This window comes from Streptomyces sp. NPDC014882, assembly GCF_043081325.1.
Lineage (GTDB): Bacteria > Actinomycetota > Actinomycetes > Streptomycetales > Streptomycetaceae > Streptomyces.
Window position 1 is genome coordinate 1 of record NZ_JBIBWL010000021.1, and the last position, 16,977, is coordinate 16,977.

17 protein-coding genes are annotated in these 16,977 nt (G+C 73.3%); 6 read left to right on the forward strand and 11 right to left on the reverse strand.

All coding sequences use genetic code 11. The features are described 5' to 3' along the window. Both ACF09K_RS32295 and ACF09K_RS32300 read right to left on the reverse strand, forming a co-directional pair. A partial coding sequence (locus ACF09K_RS32295) for a maltotransferase domain-containing protein (protein ID WP_392248883.1) occupies positions 1-881 on the reverse strand: 881 nt, incomplete at its 3' end. Between the two features lie 80 nt (positions 882-961). Then, on the reverse strand, positions 962-1,258 hold the full coding sequence (locus ACF09K_RS32300) for a DUF5133 domain-containing protein (protein WP_392248884.1): 297 nt from the start codon (positions 1,256-1,258) through the stop codon (positions 962-964). A gap of 294 nt (positions 1,259-1,552) precedes the next feature. Here ACF09K_RS32300 and ACF09K_RS32305 point away from each other — a divergent pair, with 294 nt between their 5' ends. Both ACF09K_RS32305 and glgX read left to right on the forward strand, forming a co-directional pair. Then, positions 1,553-2,062 (forward strand): pep a2, encoded by a 510-nt coding sequence (locus ACF09K_RS32305; RefSeq protein WP_392248885.1) that lies wholly within the window; start codon positions 1,553-1,555, stop codon positions 2,060-2,062. 26 nt (positions 2,063-2,088) lie between these two features. Next, positions 2,089-4,206, forward strand: a complete 2,118-nt coding sequence (gene glgX, locus ACF09K_RS32310; protein ID WP_392248886.1) for a glycogen debranching protein GlgX — start codon at positions 2,089-2,091, stop codon at positions 4,204-4,206. A gap of 17 nt (positions 4,207-4,223) precedes the next feature. Here the strand turns inward: glgX and ACF09K_RS32315 are convergent, their stop codons facing one another. After that, positions 4,224-5,030, reverse strand: coding sequence for a VOC family protein (locus tag ACF09K_RS32315; protein ID WP_392248887.1), 807 nt, complete (start codon positions 5,028-5,030; stop codon positions 4,224-4,226). Positions 5,031-5,133: 103 nt separating this feature from the next. On the opposite strand from ACF09K_RS32315, the gene ACF09K_RS32320 reads away from it, so the two are divergent. Then, positions 5,134-5,484 carry an ANTAR domain-containing protein gene (locus tag ACF09K_RS32320; RefSeq protein WP_392248888.1) on the forward strand — a complete coding sequence of 117 codons (351 nt, stop codon included), beginning with the start codon at positions 5,134-5,136 and terminating at the stop codon, positions 5,482-5,484. A gap of 225 nt (positions 5,485-5,709) precedes the next feature. Here ACF09K_RS32320 and ACF09K_RS32325 read toward each other — a convergent pair whose 3' ends face one another. Then, positions 5,710-6,501, reverse strand: coding sequence for an RNA polymerase sigma factor SigF (locus ACF09K_RS32325; protein ID WP_392248889.1), 792 nt, complete (start codon positions 6,499-6,501; stop codon positions 5,710-5,712). Between the two features lie 463 nt (positions 6,502-6,964). Here ACF09K_RS32325 and ACF09K_RS32330 point away from each other — a divergent pair, with 463 nt between their 5' ends. Beyond that, positions 6,965-7,483 carry a hypothetical protein gene (locus tag ACF09K_RS32330; protein WP_392248890.1) on the forward strand — a complete coding sequence of 173 codons (519 nt, stop codon included), beginning with the start codon at positions 6,965-6,967 and terminating at the stop codon, positions 7,481-7,483. Between the two features lie 25 nt (positions 7,484-7,508). Here ACF09K_RS32330 and hemC read toward each other — a convergent pair whose 3' ends face one another. From hemC to ACF09K_RS32345, 3 genes are all read right to left on the reverse strand, one after another. Further along, entirely contained in the window at positions 7,509-8,444 is a 936-nt protein-coding gene (hemC, locus tag ACF09K_RS32335) for a hydroxymethylbilane synthase (protein WP_392248891.1), read from the reverse strand. Between the two features lie 192 nt (positions 8,445-8,636). After that, positions 8,637-9,413: an NPP1 family protein gene (locus tag ACF09K_RS32340; RefSeq protein ID WP_392248892.1), complete on the reverse strand. Its 777-nt coding sequence runs from the start codon at positions 9,411-9,413 to the stop codon at positions 8,637-8,639. Between the two features lie 193 nt (positions 9,414-9,606). Next, complete coding sequence (locus ACF09K_RS32345; RefSeq protein WP_392248893.1) at positions 9,607-10,299, reverse strand: response regulator; 693 nt, start codon at positions 10,297-10,299, stop codon at positions 9,607-9,609. Between the two features lie 494 nt (positions 10,300-10,793). Here ACF09K_RS32345 and ACF09K_RS32350 point away from each other — a divergent pair, with 494 nt between their 5' ends. After that, positions 10,794-11,183, forward strand: a complete 390-nt coding sequence (locus ACF09K_RS32350) for a hypothetical protein (protein WP_392248894.1) — start codon at positions 10,794-10,796, stop codon at positions 11,181-11,183. Beyond that, on the forward strand, positions 11,180-11,647 hold the full coding sequence (locus ACF09K_RS32355; protein WP_392248895.1) for a peroxiredoxin: 468 nt from the start codon (positions 11,180-11,182) through the stop codon (positions 11,645-11,647). The genes ACF09K_RS32350 and ACF09K_RS32355 overlap by 4 nt, the downstream gene beginning before the upstream one ends. A gap of 70 nt (positions 11,648-11,717) precedes the next feature. Here the strand turns inward: ACF09K_RS32355 and ACF09K_RS32360 are convergent, their stop codons facing one another. From ACF09K_RS32360 to ACF09K_RS32375, 4 genes are all read right to left on the reverse strand, one after another. Next, on the reverse strand, positions 11,718-12,746 hold the full coding sequence (locus ACF09K_RS32360) for an LLM class flavin-dependent oxidoreductase (protein WP_392248896.1): 1,029 nt from the start codon (positions 12,744-12,746) through the stop codon (positions 11,718-11,720). Positions 12,747-12,814: 68 nt separating this feature from the next. After that, positions 12,815-14,320, reverse strand: a complete 1,506-nt coding sequence (locus ACF09K_RS32365; RefSeq protein WP_392248897.1) for a metallophosphoesterase family protein — start codon at positions 14,318-14,320, stop codon at positions 12,815-12,817. 309 nt (positions 14,321-14,629) lie between these two features. Continuing rightward, complete coding sequence (locus ACF09K_RS32370; protein WP_392248898.1) at positions 14,630-15,823, reverse strand: glycoside hydrolase family 64 protein; 1,194 nt, start codon at positions 15,821-15,823, stop codon at positions 14,630-14,632. Positions 15,824-16,046: 223 nt separating this feature from the next. Continuing rightward, positions 16,047-16,952, reverse strand: a complete 906-nt coding sequence (locus ACF09K_RS32375; protein WP_392248899.1) for a class I SAM-dependent methyltransferase — start codon at positions 16,950-16,952, stop codon at positions 16,047-16,049. Positions 16,953-16,977 lie beyond the last annotated feature (25 nt).

Sequence of the window (16,977 nt, forward strand, 5' to 3'; positions counted from 1 at the left end):
CAGTCGAAGTCCTCGAGCGTGCCCAGGTCGGGGTGCACCGCGTCGTGCCCGCCCTCCGGCGAGCCGATCGCCCACGGCACCCCCACGTCCTCGGGCCCGGGGTCGAGGGTGTTGTTGCGGCCCTTGCGGAACGTCGTGCCGATGGGGTGGACGGGCGGCAGGTAGACCACGTCGAAACCCATCGCCGCGATCGCCGGCAACCGCCGCGCCGCCGTGCGGAACGTCCCGTGCGGCCGCTCGGCAGTGCCCTCCGACCGCGGGAAGAACTCGTACCACGACCCGTACAACGCCCGCTCCCGCTCCACCAGCAGCGGCATGGCGGCACTCGCGGAGACGAACTCCCGGAAGGGATGGCGGGCCAGCACCTCGACCACCTCGGGCGCCAGCGCCGCCGCGTAGCGCTCGGCGACCGGGAGCGAGTCGTCGAGCAGCAGGCGCGCCGCCTCCCGCACCACGGTCCGCGCCGGGCCGCGCGGCACCCGGGCCGCCGCCCGCTCGTGGAGGTGCCCGCCCTCCTCCAGCACCAGCCCCGTGTCGATGCCCGCGGGCACCTTGATCTCCGCGTGCCGGCGCCAGGTCGTGACGGGATCGCTCCAGGCCTCCACGGTGTACGTCCAGCGGCCCACCTCGTCGAGCGTCACCTCGGCACCCCAGCGGTCGGTGCCCGGCGCGAGTTCCCGCATCGGCGTCCACGGCCCACGGCGACCGCCCGGGCCCTTGAGGACCACGTTCGCGCCGATCGCGTCGTGGCCCTCGCGGAACACCGTCGCGGTGATCTCGAACGCCTCGCCGCTCACGGACTTCGCCGGACGCCGGCCGCACTCCACGCGCGGATGGACGTCCCGCACCGGAATACGGCCGATCGTTCTGGTGGACCTCACGCTGCACCTCCGCTGTACCGATGTACCGAAAAAGGTTTCTGTCGCCCGCTGCCGATGCCCCGGCCGAAGCGGCCGGGGCGTTACCGCTCCAGGGCCAGCCGCAGGGTCGGCCGGGTCGCCGCGAGCCGCGCGGCGCCGCTCCTGCGGGACGCCCCGCCCCGCAGGAGACGGGTGTCCGCGCCCGCGCGCAGGTACTGCTCCGCGGCGTCCGCGGCCTCCCGCGCGCAACGCTTGCCCATCAGCACGCACAGGGTGTATCCGCAGTCCTCGAAGGTGGCCCGCACCGCGCGGTCGCCCGGGCGCGCGAGCATGACGCGTTCCCAGGCGCGGTAACTGCGCAGACGTCTGGCGACTTCGGTCTTCGCTGGTAGCAGCATGGCGCTGTTCACCTTCCGGGAGTTCGAGAGGTACGTCGCCCCGCGGCGAGCGGGTCGGCCATGTAAGCAGAGGTGCGAAACCGTCAAACCTCCCGAGGCCTTCACTTATGGTGCACGGCCCACCACCCAACGTCCTGTTGGATCTTGGTTGTGGTGCGCTCGTGTTGCACGAATGGCGTAGCAGCCCCACTGTGGTTGTGACTCAGGAGCGACCAACGCTCACGCTTCGTGTTCGGGGCTCGGCCCGCCGGGCCGAGAAGGAGCGGAGCCTCGCCGGTGAGGAGACGAACGACGATGAAGACCGCAGTCCCCTGCTACTACCACCTCGACGTGTACGTGAGCCCGGACCGGGTCGGACAGGTCAAGCGCATCCTGGCCGCACACCTGAGGTACTGGGACCTCGAAACGCTCGTCGAGCCTGTCTGCGGTGGAACCGAGATGCTGCTCAACGCCATAGACGAGCACGCCACGGACAAGCACACCTCCATCGAGCTGTGGTGGAACGGCCAGCACCTGATCACGGCGGTCGGCGGCGACGACCGGGACCTGCGCCCGGACCAGGACCTGCGCGCCTGCCTCGAGAGCATCGCCGCCATGAGCGACGGCTGGGGCTGCTGCGCCACCGACACCGGCAGCAAGGTCATCTGGTTCTCGCAGCGCGCCCGCGCCGGCGAACGCGTCCCGCTCGTGCCGACCCTCCCCGAGCGGAACCTGCGCGAGATGCTCCAGGTGCCGCGCGAGCTGCCCGTGGCGGCCCTCGCCGCCGTGCAGGACACGCACGGCGTCCTGGAGGGCGCCCGGTGACCTCCCGGCCGTACCGGAGTGCAGGGGTGCCCGCCTGGAGCGGGCGCCCCTACCCGTTGGGCGCCGACTTCGACGGCAACGGCACCAACTTCGCCCTGTTCAGCGAGGTCGCGCACCGCGTCGACCTGGTCCTCCTCGACGACGACGGCGGCAGCCGCGACGTGCCGCTGACCGAGGTCGACGGCTTCGTCTGGCACGCCTACCTGCCCGGCGTCGGCCCCGGGCAGCGCTACGGCTACCGGGTCCACGGCCCCTGGGACCCGGCCGCCGGCCACCGCTGCAACCCGGCCAAGCTCCTCCTCGACCCCTACGCCCGGGCCGTCGACGGACAGATCGACAACCACGCCTCGCTGTTCGAGCGGGCCGGGGACCGCCCCGACCCCGGCGACAGCGCCGGACACACCCTGCTCGGCGTGGTCACCGACCCGGCCTTCGACTGGGGCGGGGACCGGCCTCCCCAGCGCTCCTACGCCGACACGGTGATCTACGAGGCCCACGTGAAGGGCCTGACCCGCACCCACCCCGACGTCCCGCCCGCGCTGCGCGGCACCTACGCCGGCCTCGCCCACCCCGCGGTCACCGGGCACCTCACCTCGCTGGGCGTGACCGCGATCGAGCTGATGCCCGTCCACCAGTACGTGCAGGACGGCGTCCTGACGGACCGGGGCCTGTCCAACTACTGGGGCTACAACACCATCGGCTTCTTCGCCCCGCACAACGCCTACGCCGCCCACGGCACCCGCGGCCGGCAGGTCGCCGAGTTCAAGACGATGGTGAGGGAACTGCACGCGGCCGGCCTCGAAGTCATCCTCGACGTCGTCTACAACCACACCGCAGAGGGCAACGAGAGGGGCCCCACCCTCTCCTTCCGCGGCATCGACAACGCCTCGTACTACCGCCTGGTCGACGGGGACTGGTCGCACTACTACGACACCACCGGCACCGGCAACAGCCTGCTGATGCGCCACCCCCACGTCCTGCAGCTCATCATGGACTCGCTGCGGTACTGGGTGACCGAGATGCACGTCGACGGGTTCCGCTTCGACCTCGCGGCCACCCTGGCACGCCAGTTCCACGAGGTGGACCGGCTCTCGGCGTTCTTCGACCTGATCCAGCAGGACCCGGTGACCAACCGCGTGAAGCTGATCGCCGAGCCGTGGGACGTCGGTGAGGGCGGCTACCACGTGGGCAACTTCCCGCCCCTGTGGTCGGAGTGGAACGGCCGCTACCGCGACACCGTACGGGACTTCTGGCGGACCGAACCGGGATCGCTCGCGGAGTTCGCCTCCCGCCTGACCGGCTCCGCCGACCTGTACGCCCACAGCCGGCGCCGTCCCCGCGCCAGCGTCAACTTCGTCACCGCGCACGACGGGTTCACCCTGCGCGACCTCGTCTCCTACAACGACAAGCACAACGAGGCCAACGGCGAGGACAACCAGGACGGCGAGAGCGACAACCGGTCCTGGAACTGCGGCACCGAGGGCGACACCGACGACCCGGCCGTGCGGGAACTGCGCGCCCGCCAGCAGCGCAACCTCCTCGCCACCCTGCTGCTGTCCCAGGGCATCCCGATGATCTGCCACGGCGACGAACTCGGCCGCACCCAGCGCGGCAACAACAACGCCTACTGCCAGGACAACGAGGTCTCCTGGATCGACTGGCGGCCCACCCGGGAGCGGCGCGACCTCGTCGACTTCACCCGGTCCCTCATCGCCCTGCGCTCGGCCCACCCCGTGCTGCGGCGGCGCCGCTTCTTCCGCGGCGAGACCGTCACCCACGCCGGGCAGCCGCTGCCCGACCTGGTGTGGCTGCTGCCGGACGCCCGCGAGATGACCGACCGCGACTGGCAGCGCTCCGACGCGCACTGCGTGGGCGTGTTCCTGAACGGCGACGCCATCGCCGAACCCGACCCGCGCGGCCGGCCCGTCGTCGACGACTCGTTCCTGCTGCTGCTCAACAGCTACTGGGAGCCCGTCGTCTTCCGGCTGCCCGGGGCCGGGTACGGGGAGCGCTGGACGGTCTGCGTCGACACGGTGGAACCGGACGGCGGTCCGGACGGGACGGAGTACAAGGCGGGCGCCGAGGTGACGGTGCAGGCCCGCAGCCTCGTCGTGCTCTCGAGGCCGCCGCGCCGCTCGGAGTAGGCGGCCGCCCGGGGTGCTCAGCGGCCGCGGCGCGCGGTCACCGTGAACTGGGCGCCGTCGGGGTCGCGCAGGACGACCTCGTCGGCGCCCTTGGCCAGCACGCTGCCGCCGTGCCGTTCGGCGTCCCGTGCGCAGGCCGCCACGTCCGGCACCGCGAAGTGGACCTGCCAGTGCGGCCGGATCGTCGGGTCGGGGGCCGCCTCCAGGGCGCCCGACTCGATCCGGGCCACGACGTCGCCCCGGCTGCGCAGCACCACCTCGCCGCCCTCGTAGTGCACCTCGCAGCAGCCCGGCCGGTCGCTCGCCCAGTCGAGGATCCCGCCGTAGAAGATGGCGGAGTCGAAGGCGTCGCGGGTGTGCAGCCGGATGAACGCGGGGGCGGCCTGCCGCCAGGCCTCCCAGTTGCCGACCAGGGAGCCCTCCCAGACGCCGAAGGTCGCGCCGTCCCGGTCGGCCAGCAGCGCCGCCCGGCCCGGCGGCAGCGAGATCGGTCCGACGGCGACCGTGCCGCCCCGCTCCCGCGTGCGGGAGGCCGCCACGTCCGCGCTCGGCACGGCGAAGTACGGCGTCCAGGCCACCGCCATCTGCCACACCGAGGCGACGCCGGCGATGCCGGCCACGGGGACGCCGTCGACCAGGGCCGTACGGAAGTGGTCGCCGAGGCTGCCCCGGCGCCAGTCCCACCCGAGGACGGCCCCGTAGAACCTCTGGGTGGCCTCCATGTCCCGGCTGGTCAGGCTCACCCAGCAGGGCGCACCGAACACGGAGTGCGTGGAGACGACCTCCGTGGCACCGGGGGCGGCAGGGGGACGGTGAGGGTTCATGGCACTCGCGTTCCTGGTCGATCGGCGGCCGACGGCATGGCACCAGTGTCCCGCCGGACCCTTCCGCGGCGCCTGCCGAGCGCCCCGGTGGCACGATGGAGACGTGCGCCGAGTACCGAGCGAACCCCGTGGTGAAACGGACCGCATCGCCGAACTCCAGCGGGAGGTCGGCCAGCTCAAGGACGCCGTGGCCTCGCACGCCGTGGTGGACCAGGCGATCGGGGTGATCGTCGGCCTGGGACGGATGACGCCGGACGGGGGATGGACGGTGCTGAGGGAGGTCTCCCAGCACACGAACATCAAGCTGCGCAACGTCGCGGAGCTGATCCTCCTCTGGGGCCGCAGCGGGCGGATGCCCGACGAGATCCGCGCGGAGCTGGAGGACGCGGTGGACCGCCACGGCCCCACCCAGATCCCCGGCGCGCCACCGCTGGAGCGCCACCCACCGGAATGACGCCCGGCCCGCGCGCGTCCGGCCCGGCCCGCGCCGGCTCCGACCGGCCTGTGCGCGCCCGCTTGACTCGTGCCCCCGTCCGGCCTGCGCGTTCCGCCTGGCTTGCGCCGGCTCCGACCGGCCTGTGCGCCTTCCCGCCCGGCCTGTGTCGGCCCCGCCCGGTCTGTGCCCGGCCCGTGCGCGCCCGGCCGTCGTCCGTCGGCGTGACGGGCGCGCACCGCCGCGTCAGCGGGTGCCGGTGGCGATCTCCTCGCGCAGCCGCTCGAAGCAGCCGCTCAGCAGCCGGGAGACGTGCATCTGCGAGATGCCGAGCTGCTCGGCGATGCTGCTCTGGGTCATGCCGCCGAAGAAGCGCAGGTACAGGATGGTCCGCTCGCGTTCCGGCAGGGCCCGCAGGCACGGGGCGACGGCCACCCGGTCGAGGACGGTGTCGTACCCCGGGTCGGGGTCTCCCAGGGCGTCCTCCAGGGCGTAGCCGTCGGTGCCGGGCATCTCGGCCTCCAGCGACAGCGCGGAGAAGCACTCGAGGGCCTCCATGCCGGTGCGGACCTCGTCCTCGGTCAGCTGCGCGTACTCGGCGATCTCGGCGAGGGTCGGAGCCCGTCCCGACGTGGTCTGGGCGAGGTCCTTCGCGGCGTGCCGCACCCGGTTGCGCAGGTCCTGGACGCGGCGCGGGACGTGCAGCGTCCACATGTGGTCGCGGAAGTGGCGCTTGATCTCGCCGGTGATCGTCGGCACCGCGTACGCCTCGAAGGCGCGGCCGCGGTCGGGGTCGTAGTGGTCGACGGCCTTGACGAGGCCGAGGGCCGCCACCTGGTAGAGGTCCTCGAGGGACTCGCCGCGCCCGCGGAAGCGGACGGCTATGCGTTCGGCCATGGGCAGCCAGAGGCGGACCAGTTCGTCACGGAGCGACCGGCGCTCGGGACCGTCGGGGAGCCGGGCGAGCCTGGCGAACGTCCCGGCGGTGTCCGGTGCGTCGTCGTGGGGGTGCTGCTTGGTTCTGACGGTGGTACGCATCAGGCGTGCCTCCCTCAGGCGGGTGCCGGTGGATGGACGGACACCGTGGGACGCACGCTCGCTCGGACCTTGGGGAGGTCCCCCGGGGCCGGCCTGTCGGCGGGCTCCCACGGAGGTGCCTCCTGTCCGAAGCACTTCTGAGCTGATGCCCGTCTTGTAGGGATATAAAACAAATAATCCCATTCACTCTGGCCGGATGCACCCGCTCCGTCGCCCGGGCCGTCCGCGGACTCCTCGGCCGTCCCCGCGGCGCGTGTCCGCCGGCGTCCGCCGGTCCCGTCCGCGACGTGATGTGCGGCACGCCCGCCGAGCCGCCCGCGCCGCCCGGAACGGGATTCTTCCTGCGCACGGCTTGATCACCGATCAAAAGGGGTGAAGGCCCTGGCCACACCGCATTCCGCTCATTTGACAGTGCGCTGAGCCCACGGATAGGAAGCAGCCCGTAGAAGTCGAGAGGTGGACTGTGTACGAGCCGAACGTGGTCGGGGACTGGCACGAGTACGACGAGCATGCCGGTCTGCGGGTCCGCGTCCACCGTCTGGAGCGGGCGGAGCCGCCCCGGGGACGCGACGACGCGGCCGAGGGGCTGACGTATTTCACCCTGCGGGTGACCGTCGAGAACCGCGGCGAGCAGAGCCTGGGCGTCCACCTGGAGGACGGGCAGATCGACGTGCGGATCGGACCCGACGGCGAGAGCGCCTTCATCGACTGGCGCAACTCGCAGTTCATCGAGGGGTTCGACGTCTACCCGCTGCGCCGCGCCACCGCCGTGCTGTACGCCGCCGGGCCCGAGGCCGCGCTGGGCCAGGTCGACGTGCAGATCCAGCTGCGCGTCGACGAGGAGTGGGCCGGGCGGCGGATGTGGGCCGGCGGCGTCGGCCTGCACGAGGGGCCCGCCGGGGCCCCCGCCGCGGTCCGCGACAGCCTGGCGCGCCAGGTGAGCAACTTCCTGCGCGACCAGGCCGAAGAGGGCACCGCCTGACGCCCCGCCCGGCGCCCCGTCCCGCTCAGTGCGGGATGCCGTCGATGATCTCGCGGGCGCCCTGACGCAGCAGCGCGACGGCCACCGACGTGCCGAGCGTGGCCGGGTCGAGGCGGCCCGCCCACTCGTGGGCGTTCAGCCTGGTCTTGCCGTCCGGGGTGAACACGCAGGCCCGCAGGGAGAGTTCGCCGCCGCGGTCCACCCGCGCGTAACCGGCGATGGGACTGTTGCAGTGGCCCTGCAGGACGTGCAGGAACATCCGCTCGGCGGTGGCCTCCCGGTGGGTCACCGGATCACCGAGCCCGCTGACCGCGTCGATCAGGTCACCGTCGCCCGCACGGCACTGGAGGGCGAGGATGCCCGCGCCGATGGGCGGCATCATCGTCTCCGGCGAGAGGATCTCGCTGATCACGTCCGTCCGGCCGATGCGCTCCAGGCCCGACACCGCGAGCAGCAGCGCGTCCGCCTCGCCCGCCGCGAGCTTCGCCAGCCGCCGGTTGGCGTTGCCGCGGAACGGCACGCACTCCAGATGCGGGTGGCTGGTGGCCAGTTGGGCGACCCGGCGCACCGAGGAGGTGCCGATCCGGGTCCCCGCCGGGAGTTCGTCGAGGGTGAGCCCGCCCGGGTGCACGAGGGCGTCCCGGATGTCGTCCCGCTTCAGGAACGCCGCGAAGACCGTGCCGGCCGGCAGGGGCCGGTCCGCGGGGACGTCCTTGACGCAGTGGACCGCGAGGTCGGCCTCGCCGGCCAGCAGGGCCGCGTCGACCTCCTTGGTGAACGCGCCCTTCCCCTCGACCTGGGACAGGTCCCCCAGCCACTTGTCGCCGGTGGTCCTCACGGGGACGACCTCGGTGCGCACACCGGGACGCAGGGCGGCCAACTCCGCGCGGACGCGCTCCACCTGGGCCAGGGCCATGGGCGAGTCGCGGGAGACGATGCGGATCAGTTCCGGAACGGACATGCGGGACACCATAGACCCTGGGAGGGTCACCGCGCGCCGCCCGGGACACAGCGCGTTCCGCCCGGGCGCGGGACCGCGCCAGGAGCCGGCCCGTCCGGTTCCGGGGCGCGGACCCGGTCTCCCGGGGCCGGCCCCGCGGCGGGACCCGCGCCCCGCTCGGGTCCGCGCCCCGGGGCCGGCCCGGTCACCGGGTCACGCGTACGCGTCGAAGGTGATCCCGGACGGCTTGGCCGAGTCGAGGTGGTTGCCGAAGCTGTCGTCCCGCAGGCCGAAGTGGGCGCTGCCGAAGTCGTAGGTGCTCAACTTCTCGCGCACGCCCGCCGGGTAGCCGTTCCAGCCGACCAGCGGCGGGTACTGCCAGGTGCCCTTGTGGTTCTCCGGCGGCTCGTCGCCCGGGCCAGCGAGCCGGAAGCAGTGCGTGCTGATGCCGTCCTTGTGGTAGACGACCTTCGCGTGGGTGCCGTCGAAGCGGACCCCGGAGGCGGCCGTGACGGTGAACGAGCCGTGGTTGGACGTCGAGACGTACTTCACCGCGTCGTTCTGGACCCACACCACGACGTGCTCCCAGTCGTGCCGGTGCCCGCCGATGCTGGTGCCCGCCAGCGCCTGGTCCTTCTCGAAGTACAGGCCGTACAGGTAGGCGCACCAGCCGTTGTCGCACTTGTAGCGGGAGTAGCTGTTGGTGTTGTCGAGGTCCGAGGCGTCACGGCAGTTGCCGTTGAGGGCGCCGGTCGGCTTGAGGCCGCCGTTGACGGTTCCGTCGGGGCCGATCGCGGAGGTCGAGTAGCAGCCGTCCGTGTCGTAGTCGAAGGCGGGCTGGTACGCGCGCTCACCCGCCTCGGCGTTGGCCGGCAGGGCCGCGGGCGAAGCGGCGTGGGCGATCGTGGGGACGGCGACGACGAGCGCGGCGGCACCGGCGAGCCCGGTGAGCCATCTCCTGCCGTGCTTCTTGAACGTGGGTGACGACACTGCGTCCTCCTCAGGACCGGGCGCAGCCGAACGGCTGTGGGGGAAAAGGAAGTTCAGCTTCCCCGATCCTCACTTCCGCGCCAAGGGGCCGCGGGCGTCCCGGTGGTGAAGCGCAGCCCAACACCTGTCTCCTGACGTCGCGTCAGGAGAGGCGGGATGTGCGGGAGGCGGGCCGGCGGGCCGGTCCCGTCGGTCAGAGGTGGTGGCCCGGCGGCAGCGGCGGGGCCTGGACCAGACCCGTCTGGTAGGCGATGACGACCAGTTGGGCACGGTCGCGGGCGCCCAGCTTGGTCATGGCGCGGTGGACGTGGGTGCGTACGGTCAGCGGGCTCAGGAACAGCCTCTCCGCGATCTCGTCGTTGGAGTGGCCCTCGGCCACCCAGGACATCACCTCGCGCTCGCGTGCGGTGAGCACGGACAGGTCGTCGGGCGCGGCCGGCCGGGCGCCCTCGGCGGGGGAGGTGAGGAAACGGGTGATCAGGGCGCGGGTGGCGAGCGGCGACAGCAGGGCCTCGCCGGAGGCCACGGTCCGGATGCCGTCGAGGAGGGCGTCGGCGGTGACGTCCTTGCCGAGGAAGCCGCTCGCGCCGGAGCGCAGCGCGGCGGCGACGTACTCGTCGATCTCGAAGGTCGTCAGGATCAGCACGCGCGTGGCGGACAGGTCCGGGTCGGCGCAGACGGCGGCGGTGGCGGCGAGGCCGTCGGTCCCGGGCATGCGGATGTCCATCAGGACGACGTCCGGCCGGTGCTCACGGGTCAGTTCGACCGCCTCGGCGCCGTCGGCCGCCTCGGCGACGACCTCCATGTCGTCGCAGGAGTCGATGAGGATCCGGAAGGTGGCCCGCAGCAGGGCCTGGTCGTCGGCGAGCAGTACGCGGATGGTCATGACGTCCGTTCTCGGGGTCCGCGCCGCGGACCGGTCGGGGCACCCGGCCGTGGTCCGGGAGGGAACTGCTCCCATGGTGAGGGACGGGGCGCCCCCGTGTCGTCGTGCGGCCGCCGCACATCCGGCGTACTCGTCCCGCCGTACGTCCCGCCGCGCCCGTCCGCCGCGAGGGGGACCGGCGGCGCGTGCGGGAGAGGAGCCCGGCGGGCCCGTACGGACCCGCCGGAGCACGCCGTCGTCGGGCCGGCCCGCCGACCGTCGTCGGGCCGCCGCCGTTCTCGCCGGCGCCGCGCCCGTCGACCACGGGGCGGCGCCGGCGGCGGTCGCCACGCGGCCGGGGCGCTTGCCGGTCCTCCCGTCCACCGCGAGGATCGCGAGATCGCGATCTCGTGGGCGTACGGGCGTACGGGGCGCGGGCGTCCCCGGGACCCCGCCGGGGGAGCGGTTTCTACTCTCCGGTAATCTCGCGCGCCAGGCCGTCAGAGGAGAGAGCCGTGCCCCGGTCCCACCGTTCACCCCTGTTGCTCGCGGGCCTCCTGGCCTCCGCGGGCGTCGCCCACTTCGCCGCGCCGCGCACCTTCGACGCGATCGTGCCGCGCGCCCTGCCGGGTCCGCCGCGGGCCTGGACGTACGCGAGCGGCGCCGTCGAACTGGCCCTGGCCGCCGGTGTCGCCCTGCCCGCGACCCGCAGGAGGACCGCGCTGGCGACGGCCGCGTTCTTCGTCGGCGTCTTCCCCGCCAACGTCAAGATGGCCGTGGACTGGCGCCACCGCCCGGCCCCGTTCAGGGCCGCCGCCGTCGGCCGGCTGCCCCTCCAGGTGCCCCTCGTCCTGTGGGCCCGCAACGTCGCACGGAACACGCGGAAGAAGGAAGGAACCCCATGAGCAAGGCACTCGAGACCGGTGACCTGGTCGAGGACTTCGCGCTGCCGGACGAGACCGGCACCGTCCGCAGGCTCACCGAACTGCTCGCGGAGGGGCCCGTCGTCCTGTTCTTCTACCCCGCCGCCCTCACCGCCGGCTGCACCGCGGAGGCCTGCTACTTCCGCGACCTCGCCGCCGAGTTCGCCGCCGTCGGCGCGCGTCCCGTCGGTGTCAGCGGCGACTCCGTCGACCGGCAGCAGGAGTTCGCCGGCCGCCACTCGCTCGGCATGCCGCTGCTGTCCGACGCCGACGGCACCGTGCGGGAACGGTTCGGCGTGAAACGCGGCTTCTCCCTGGCCCCCACCAAACGCGTCACCTTCGTCATCGGCCGGGACCGCACCGTCCTGGCGGCCGTCCGCAGCGAGCTGCGGATGAACACCCACGCCGACCGCGCCCTGGAGGTGCTGCGCGCCCACCGCGCCTGAGAGGCGCACGGGCCCGTACCTTCCGGCCCGGCATCCGCCGGCCCCGCACCCGCCGGTCCGGCGGCCGTCCTCAGACGTTCGGTTGCCATCCGAGCGCCGGTCCCAGCGCGGTCGCCATGTCGGTGAGGATCTGTACGTAGTCCTCGTGGTCGAAGCTGAACGGGAGGGCGAAGGCGACCTCGTCGATCTCGCGGAACGCCGCGTGCGCGCGCAGGCGTTCGGCGAGTTCGGCGGAGGGGCCGACCAGGTCCGGGGCGAACACCAGCCGGGCCGGGCCCTGCGGGGACGCGGTGCGCGGGAGGCGCTCGGCGGCGAACCGCTCGTACTTCGCGCGCTGCCGGGGCGTCGCGGAGTCGGTGGGGACGACGACGAGGCCCTGCGAGACGCGGGCCGCGTCCCCGTCCGGGTGCGCGGCGCGGAAGGCGCGCACCTGGTCGAGCTGGATGTCGGCGAAGTCCCGTGCCCCGTCGGGGCCTTCGGCCTTCACCACGCTGCTGGTGAGGAGGTTCACGCCGTTCTCCCCGGCCCACCGCGCCGAGCCGAGGCTGCCGCCGCCGTACCACAGGCGACCGGCCAGGCCGGGGGAGTGCGGCTGTACGCGGTCGGAGAACACCTCGAAGCCCTCGGTGCCGCTGAAACCGGTGGCGGGCTCGCCGCGCACCAGGTCGAGCAGCCGCCGCGCCCTCCCGTACCCGAAGTCCTCGGCGTCGCCGGTGTCCGGGTACAGGGCCTGCCTGACCCGGTCGTAGTGCATCGGCGGGCCGACGCTCACCCCCGGATTGAGCCGGCCCCCCGACAGGACGTCGACGGTCGCGAGGTCCTCCGCCAGCCGCAGCGGGTTCTCCCAGCCCAGCGGGATCACCGCGGTCCCCAGCTCGATGCGGCTGGTGCGCTGCGAGGCGGCCGCCAGGACGGCGACGGGGGAGGAGATGCCGTACTGGAGGTGCCGGTGACGCACCCAGGCGCTGTCGAAGCCCAGCCGCTCGCCCAGCTCGACGACCTCCAGGGTGGCCTCGTGCCCGCGGCGCGGGTCGGCCCCGTCGAACAGGCCGATGGTGAGGAAGCCCAGCTTGCGCAGGGGGCGGGGAGCGGTCGGCATCGTTTCCTCCCTCGTCGGCGGCGGGCACCGCGTACACACCGTGCTCATACGATTGTCGCAGCGAAGGGTCAGGTCAGCGGGATGACGACCTCGTCCTCGACCGGCGGGTCCAGCTCCTGCGCGCGGTTGCCGGTGGCCGCGAAACACCGCAGCCGTACGCTCTCGGGGCTCACGTCCAGTCGCAGGAAGCACTTGAAGAACGGCGGACTGTACGTCGCCGAGCTCGGTGAGAACAGCGAGGTGTAGATCTTGCGCACGGGCAGCCGGAACCGCGCCCCGCGGTCCGGCCGGCGGGCGGTGCCCAGCAGGGTGGCGACCAGCCGGACGCGCCGGGTGATCCGCACCGGGCCGCCCGGGCCCCGGGTCGGCGGGATGCCCAGCCGCTCGGCGACCACCGCGGTCGCCTCGGCCTCGGTGATCTCGAACAGCCGGCGCAGCCGCAGCCGCCGGCCGTACAGGCGGCTGTAGAAGGCGAGGGAGTCGCCGCGCAGCGGGTAGCAGCGGAAGGCGGCCTCCGTGACCCCGCCGACGGCGACCCGCGGGATGGTGTGCGTGGCGTGCATGAACGCGCCGCCGCCGCCCGCGACGACGTACTGGAGCGTGCGGCCGTCCGCCAGGGGCACCGGATAACGCTGGTAGTTGTGGATGTCGCCGCCGATCGCCGCGACGAACCGGTGCGCGGGGTCGCGCACGATCTCGTCGACCGTGCCGCCGCCCTCGATCGGGCAGGGGTGGTGCCCGCCGTCCACGTACAGCGGCGAGCCGGTGATCAGGATCTTCGGGCGCGGCCCGCGCGCCACCTCCCGCAGCCAGGCGCCCTGTTCGGCGTCCAGGGTGCCGAGCAGGCCGGTGTCGATGCCGACGATCCGTACCGGCCCGGAGTCGATCGCCCAGTACGGGCCGGGCTGCACGGCCTGTTGGGACGGATGGCTCCGCAACGCCCTTGCGGGGGCGAGCCGTTCGCCGTCACCGCGGCGCGGGCGGTGCCAGAGCCGGGAACGCAGCCAGGCCCGGCCGAACGGCCGGGGCGCGGGCTCCTCGGGCAGCGGCGGGGCGTCGCCGCAGAAGACCCGCATGAAGGCGCCGAGGTCCTCGTACCAGTCGTGGTTGCCGGGTATCGCGTAGATCGGCGCCCGGTAGTCGCGGTACGGGCGGAAGAACTTGCCGGCGTAGTCGTCCGCGCCGCCCACGGGATAGATGACGTCGCTGGCCAGGACGGCGAAGCTGCTCCCCCGACCGGCCTTCAGGAACCCCGGCACGACGGCGTACTGGGGGTCGTCGCCCTCGCCCGTGTCGCCGATCACCATGAAGGAGAAGCGGTCCGGGTCCGGGCGCCGGACCACCTTGTCCGCCGGCGCCCCGGCCGCCGCCCGCTGGGCGACCCACCGGCCGCGCGTACGGCCGGTGGGGTCCCCGAACCAGGACGCCAGGACGCCGTTGCGCGCGGCCCACAGCGTCCTGGGGTCGAGCCACGAGATCCTGCGGACCTCGGAGGGCATCAACTGCTTGTAGGTGCCGGGGTCTTCGGCGCCCCAGCCGGCGCCTTCGGCGGTGTCGCGTGAGGAGTCGGGCACCGGTGCACCGTAACAACGTTCCGGGGCGGGGCGGCGGGGAGGGGGACCGGATTCCGGGGCCGGGTCCGGGTCCGGTTCGCCCGCCCCGCTTCTCGCGCCCGGCCCGCGGAGGGTCTTCCCGCGCCCGGCCACAGCCGGTGCACAGGCGCTCCCCGAGGACTCCTCCCTCCGGACCGGCTTCGTCGTGGACGACACCGCCCTGGCGGCCGGCTGACCGGCTTTCCGCCCCGGGGGGGGAGCCCCGGGGGGAGCCCCGGGGGGAGACGTCCCGCACGCGGGTTTCCCGCGCGTGCGGGACGTCCGCCGTCCTCAGCTCAGCGGGTCGAGGGTCAGGTACGCCTGGAGCGGCGACCCGTCGTGCACGAGCGACTCGTGGTGGCCGACGTCGTCGAAGGCGAACGCGTACGCCTTCCCGTCGGCCATCTGCGCGTGGATCGCGCGGGCGTAGTGGTCGGTCACCGCGTCCTGGTAGAAGCCCGCCGACGTGGTGTCCGGCTGGTTCGGGTTGACCAGCAGGGTGGAGCGGTGGAACCCGGCGCACAGGGTGCGGGAGATCGGCCCGCGCACGGCGTCGTTGGGGGCGTCCAGCAGGCGGTGGCAGCCGAACACGCTGTCCGCGTCGGGCTTCTGGAAGCCGGTGACCACGGCGCCCGAGCCGTTGGTGAAGTTCATGACGCCGCCGGAGACCCGGCCGTAGTACTTCGTGCCCGGCTGGTCCGCGAACGGCGTCACCGTCAGCGTCGAGGTCGTGTACTTCTGCCAGACCCGGTTGATGTAGTCGTCCAGCACGGTACGGGGCAGCGCCCCGGTCTCGACGCCGTACAACGGGGACAGCGCCCGCAGGACGGTGCCGTCGGAACGGGTCTGGATCAGGTTCGCCCAGCCGCCGGCCTGTCCGCGCAGGGCGTTGAAGACGCCGTTGTAGCCGCCCGCCTTGAGGCGGCCGGTGCTCACCGTGCTCCCGTCGGCGCGCTGCACACCGACCGAGTAGGGCGCGGAGAACATGTCGACCTGGGTGCTGTTGAGCCACAGCCCCGCGTCGTTGAGCGTGTACTCCGACCAGTTGAACAGGATGTTCCGGTTGGGGTCGGCGGGGTTCTGCACGGCCGGCTGCACGAGCCCGCCCGTGGTCAGCCTGAACACCAGCTTCTGGCCGTACGAGAAGTAGATGCGGCCGGAGAACTTGGGGATCCGGATGGTCGCCGACCGCCCGGCCGCCGGGCCCGTGATCGAGGCGTCCGGCGCCGGAGTGGGCGGGTTGCCGCCGGCGGGCCACGCGTGGAAGGTGCCGTTCGCGTCGGCCCAGCCCTGCTGACCCGTCGTCAGGAGGGTGCCGAGGTTGTAGACGTAGAGGGGTTCGCCGCGCCCGGAGTTGTTGGTGATCTTGAGTGGGACGGTGGCCGGGACGGCCGCCTGGGCCGGCGGCCCCAGGGTGAGCAACGTGCCGACGAGTGCGGCGGCTCCTGCCGCAGCCGCCAGCCGGGACCTGAGTGTGCGAAGCACTCTCCACCTCCTGCGGGTAGGCCTGTGGGGTTGGTCCGTACCTGTTGAGAGCGCTCTCAAGATCGCATCAGGGTGTGGGCATGTCAATGACTGCGTGCGAGACGTGCACGAGATCCGCACGAAGGGGCGCCCGCGACGTGCCCGCCGCGGGCGCCCCTTCGTGCGGGCGGCGGTCCCGGCGGGACCCGTGCCGTGGGGGCCGCCGCCGTGGACGCCGCGGGCGTCATGGCCGGGGTTTGTGCGCGAACACCCACCGGTTCCCCTCCAGCGCGTCGTTCGGCTCGGGGAGGGGGCCGCGTCCGTGCCGGCGGGTGAAGTCGAAGGGGGTGTGCACCGAGGTGGACCAGCCCCTGGCCGCCAGATCGCCCGCGGAGTCGGGTCGTGGTCCCTTGTCGAAGAGGTGCAGCAGGTCGATGCCGATCTGTTCTCGTGTCGCCGTGTAGATCGTGCTGTCGCGGTACGCCAGCAGGTCCTTCTCCAGCTTGGCCTCGAACGCCAGCGCGCTGCCCCCGGCGGTCAGCCGGTCCACCGTGTCGACGAGGTACGTCTCGGCGTGGGCCGGCAGGTAGAAGAGCAGTCCCTCGGCCAGCCAGACGCTCGGTGCGGCGGGGTCGAAACCGGCGGCGGTGAGCACCGCGACCCAGTCGGCGCGCAGGTCGGCCGGTACGGGGACGCGCTTCGCCTTCGGGTCGGCCGACAGGTCCGTGAGCACCCGGTGCTTGAACGCCAGCACGCCCGCCCTGTCGACCTCGAAGACCGTGCAGTCGGACGGCCAGTCCAGCCGGAAGGCCCGGGTGTCCAGCCCCGCCCCCAGCAGGACCACTTGGCGGGCGCCGGTGCGGACGGACCGGAGGAGGAAGTCGTCGAGGACCCTGGTCCGCAGGCCGAAGTAGCGGGCGAACCGCCCCCACAGCGGGTTGCCGTCCCCGTCCGGGACCTGCTGGATGCGCACCGGCCAGCGCGCGCACGCCGGGGCGGCGCGCACGAAGTGTTCCGCGTGGACGTCCCGGGCCAGGTTGTCGTGGCGGTGGGTCTCGATCGCCCGGGCCGCGGCGACCAGGAGAGCGGTCAGGCCCACGCCCGCGTCCACGCCGTCCCCGTCCGTGTGCTGCGACGCCGTACCGGTCATGTTTCCTCCGTGGGCGGGAGTGGGG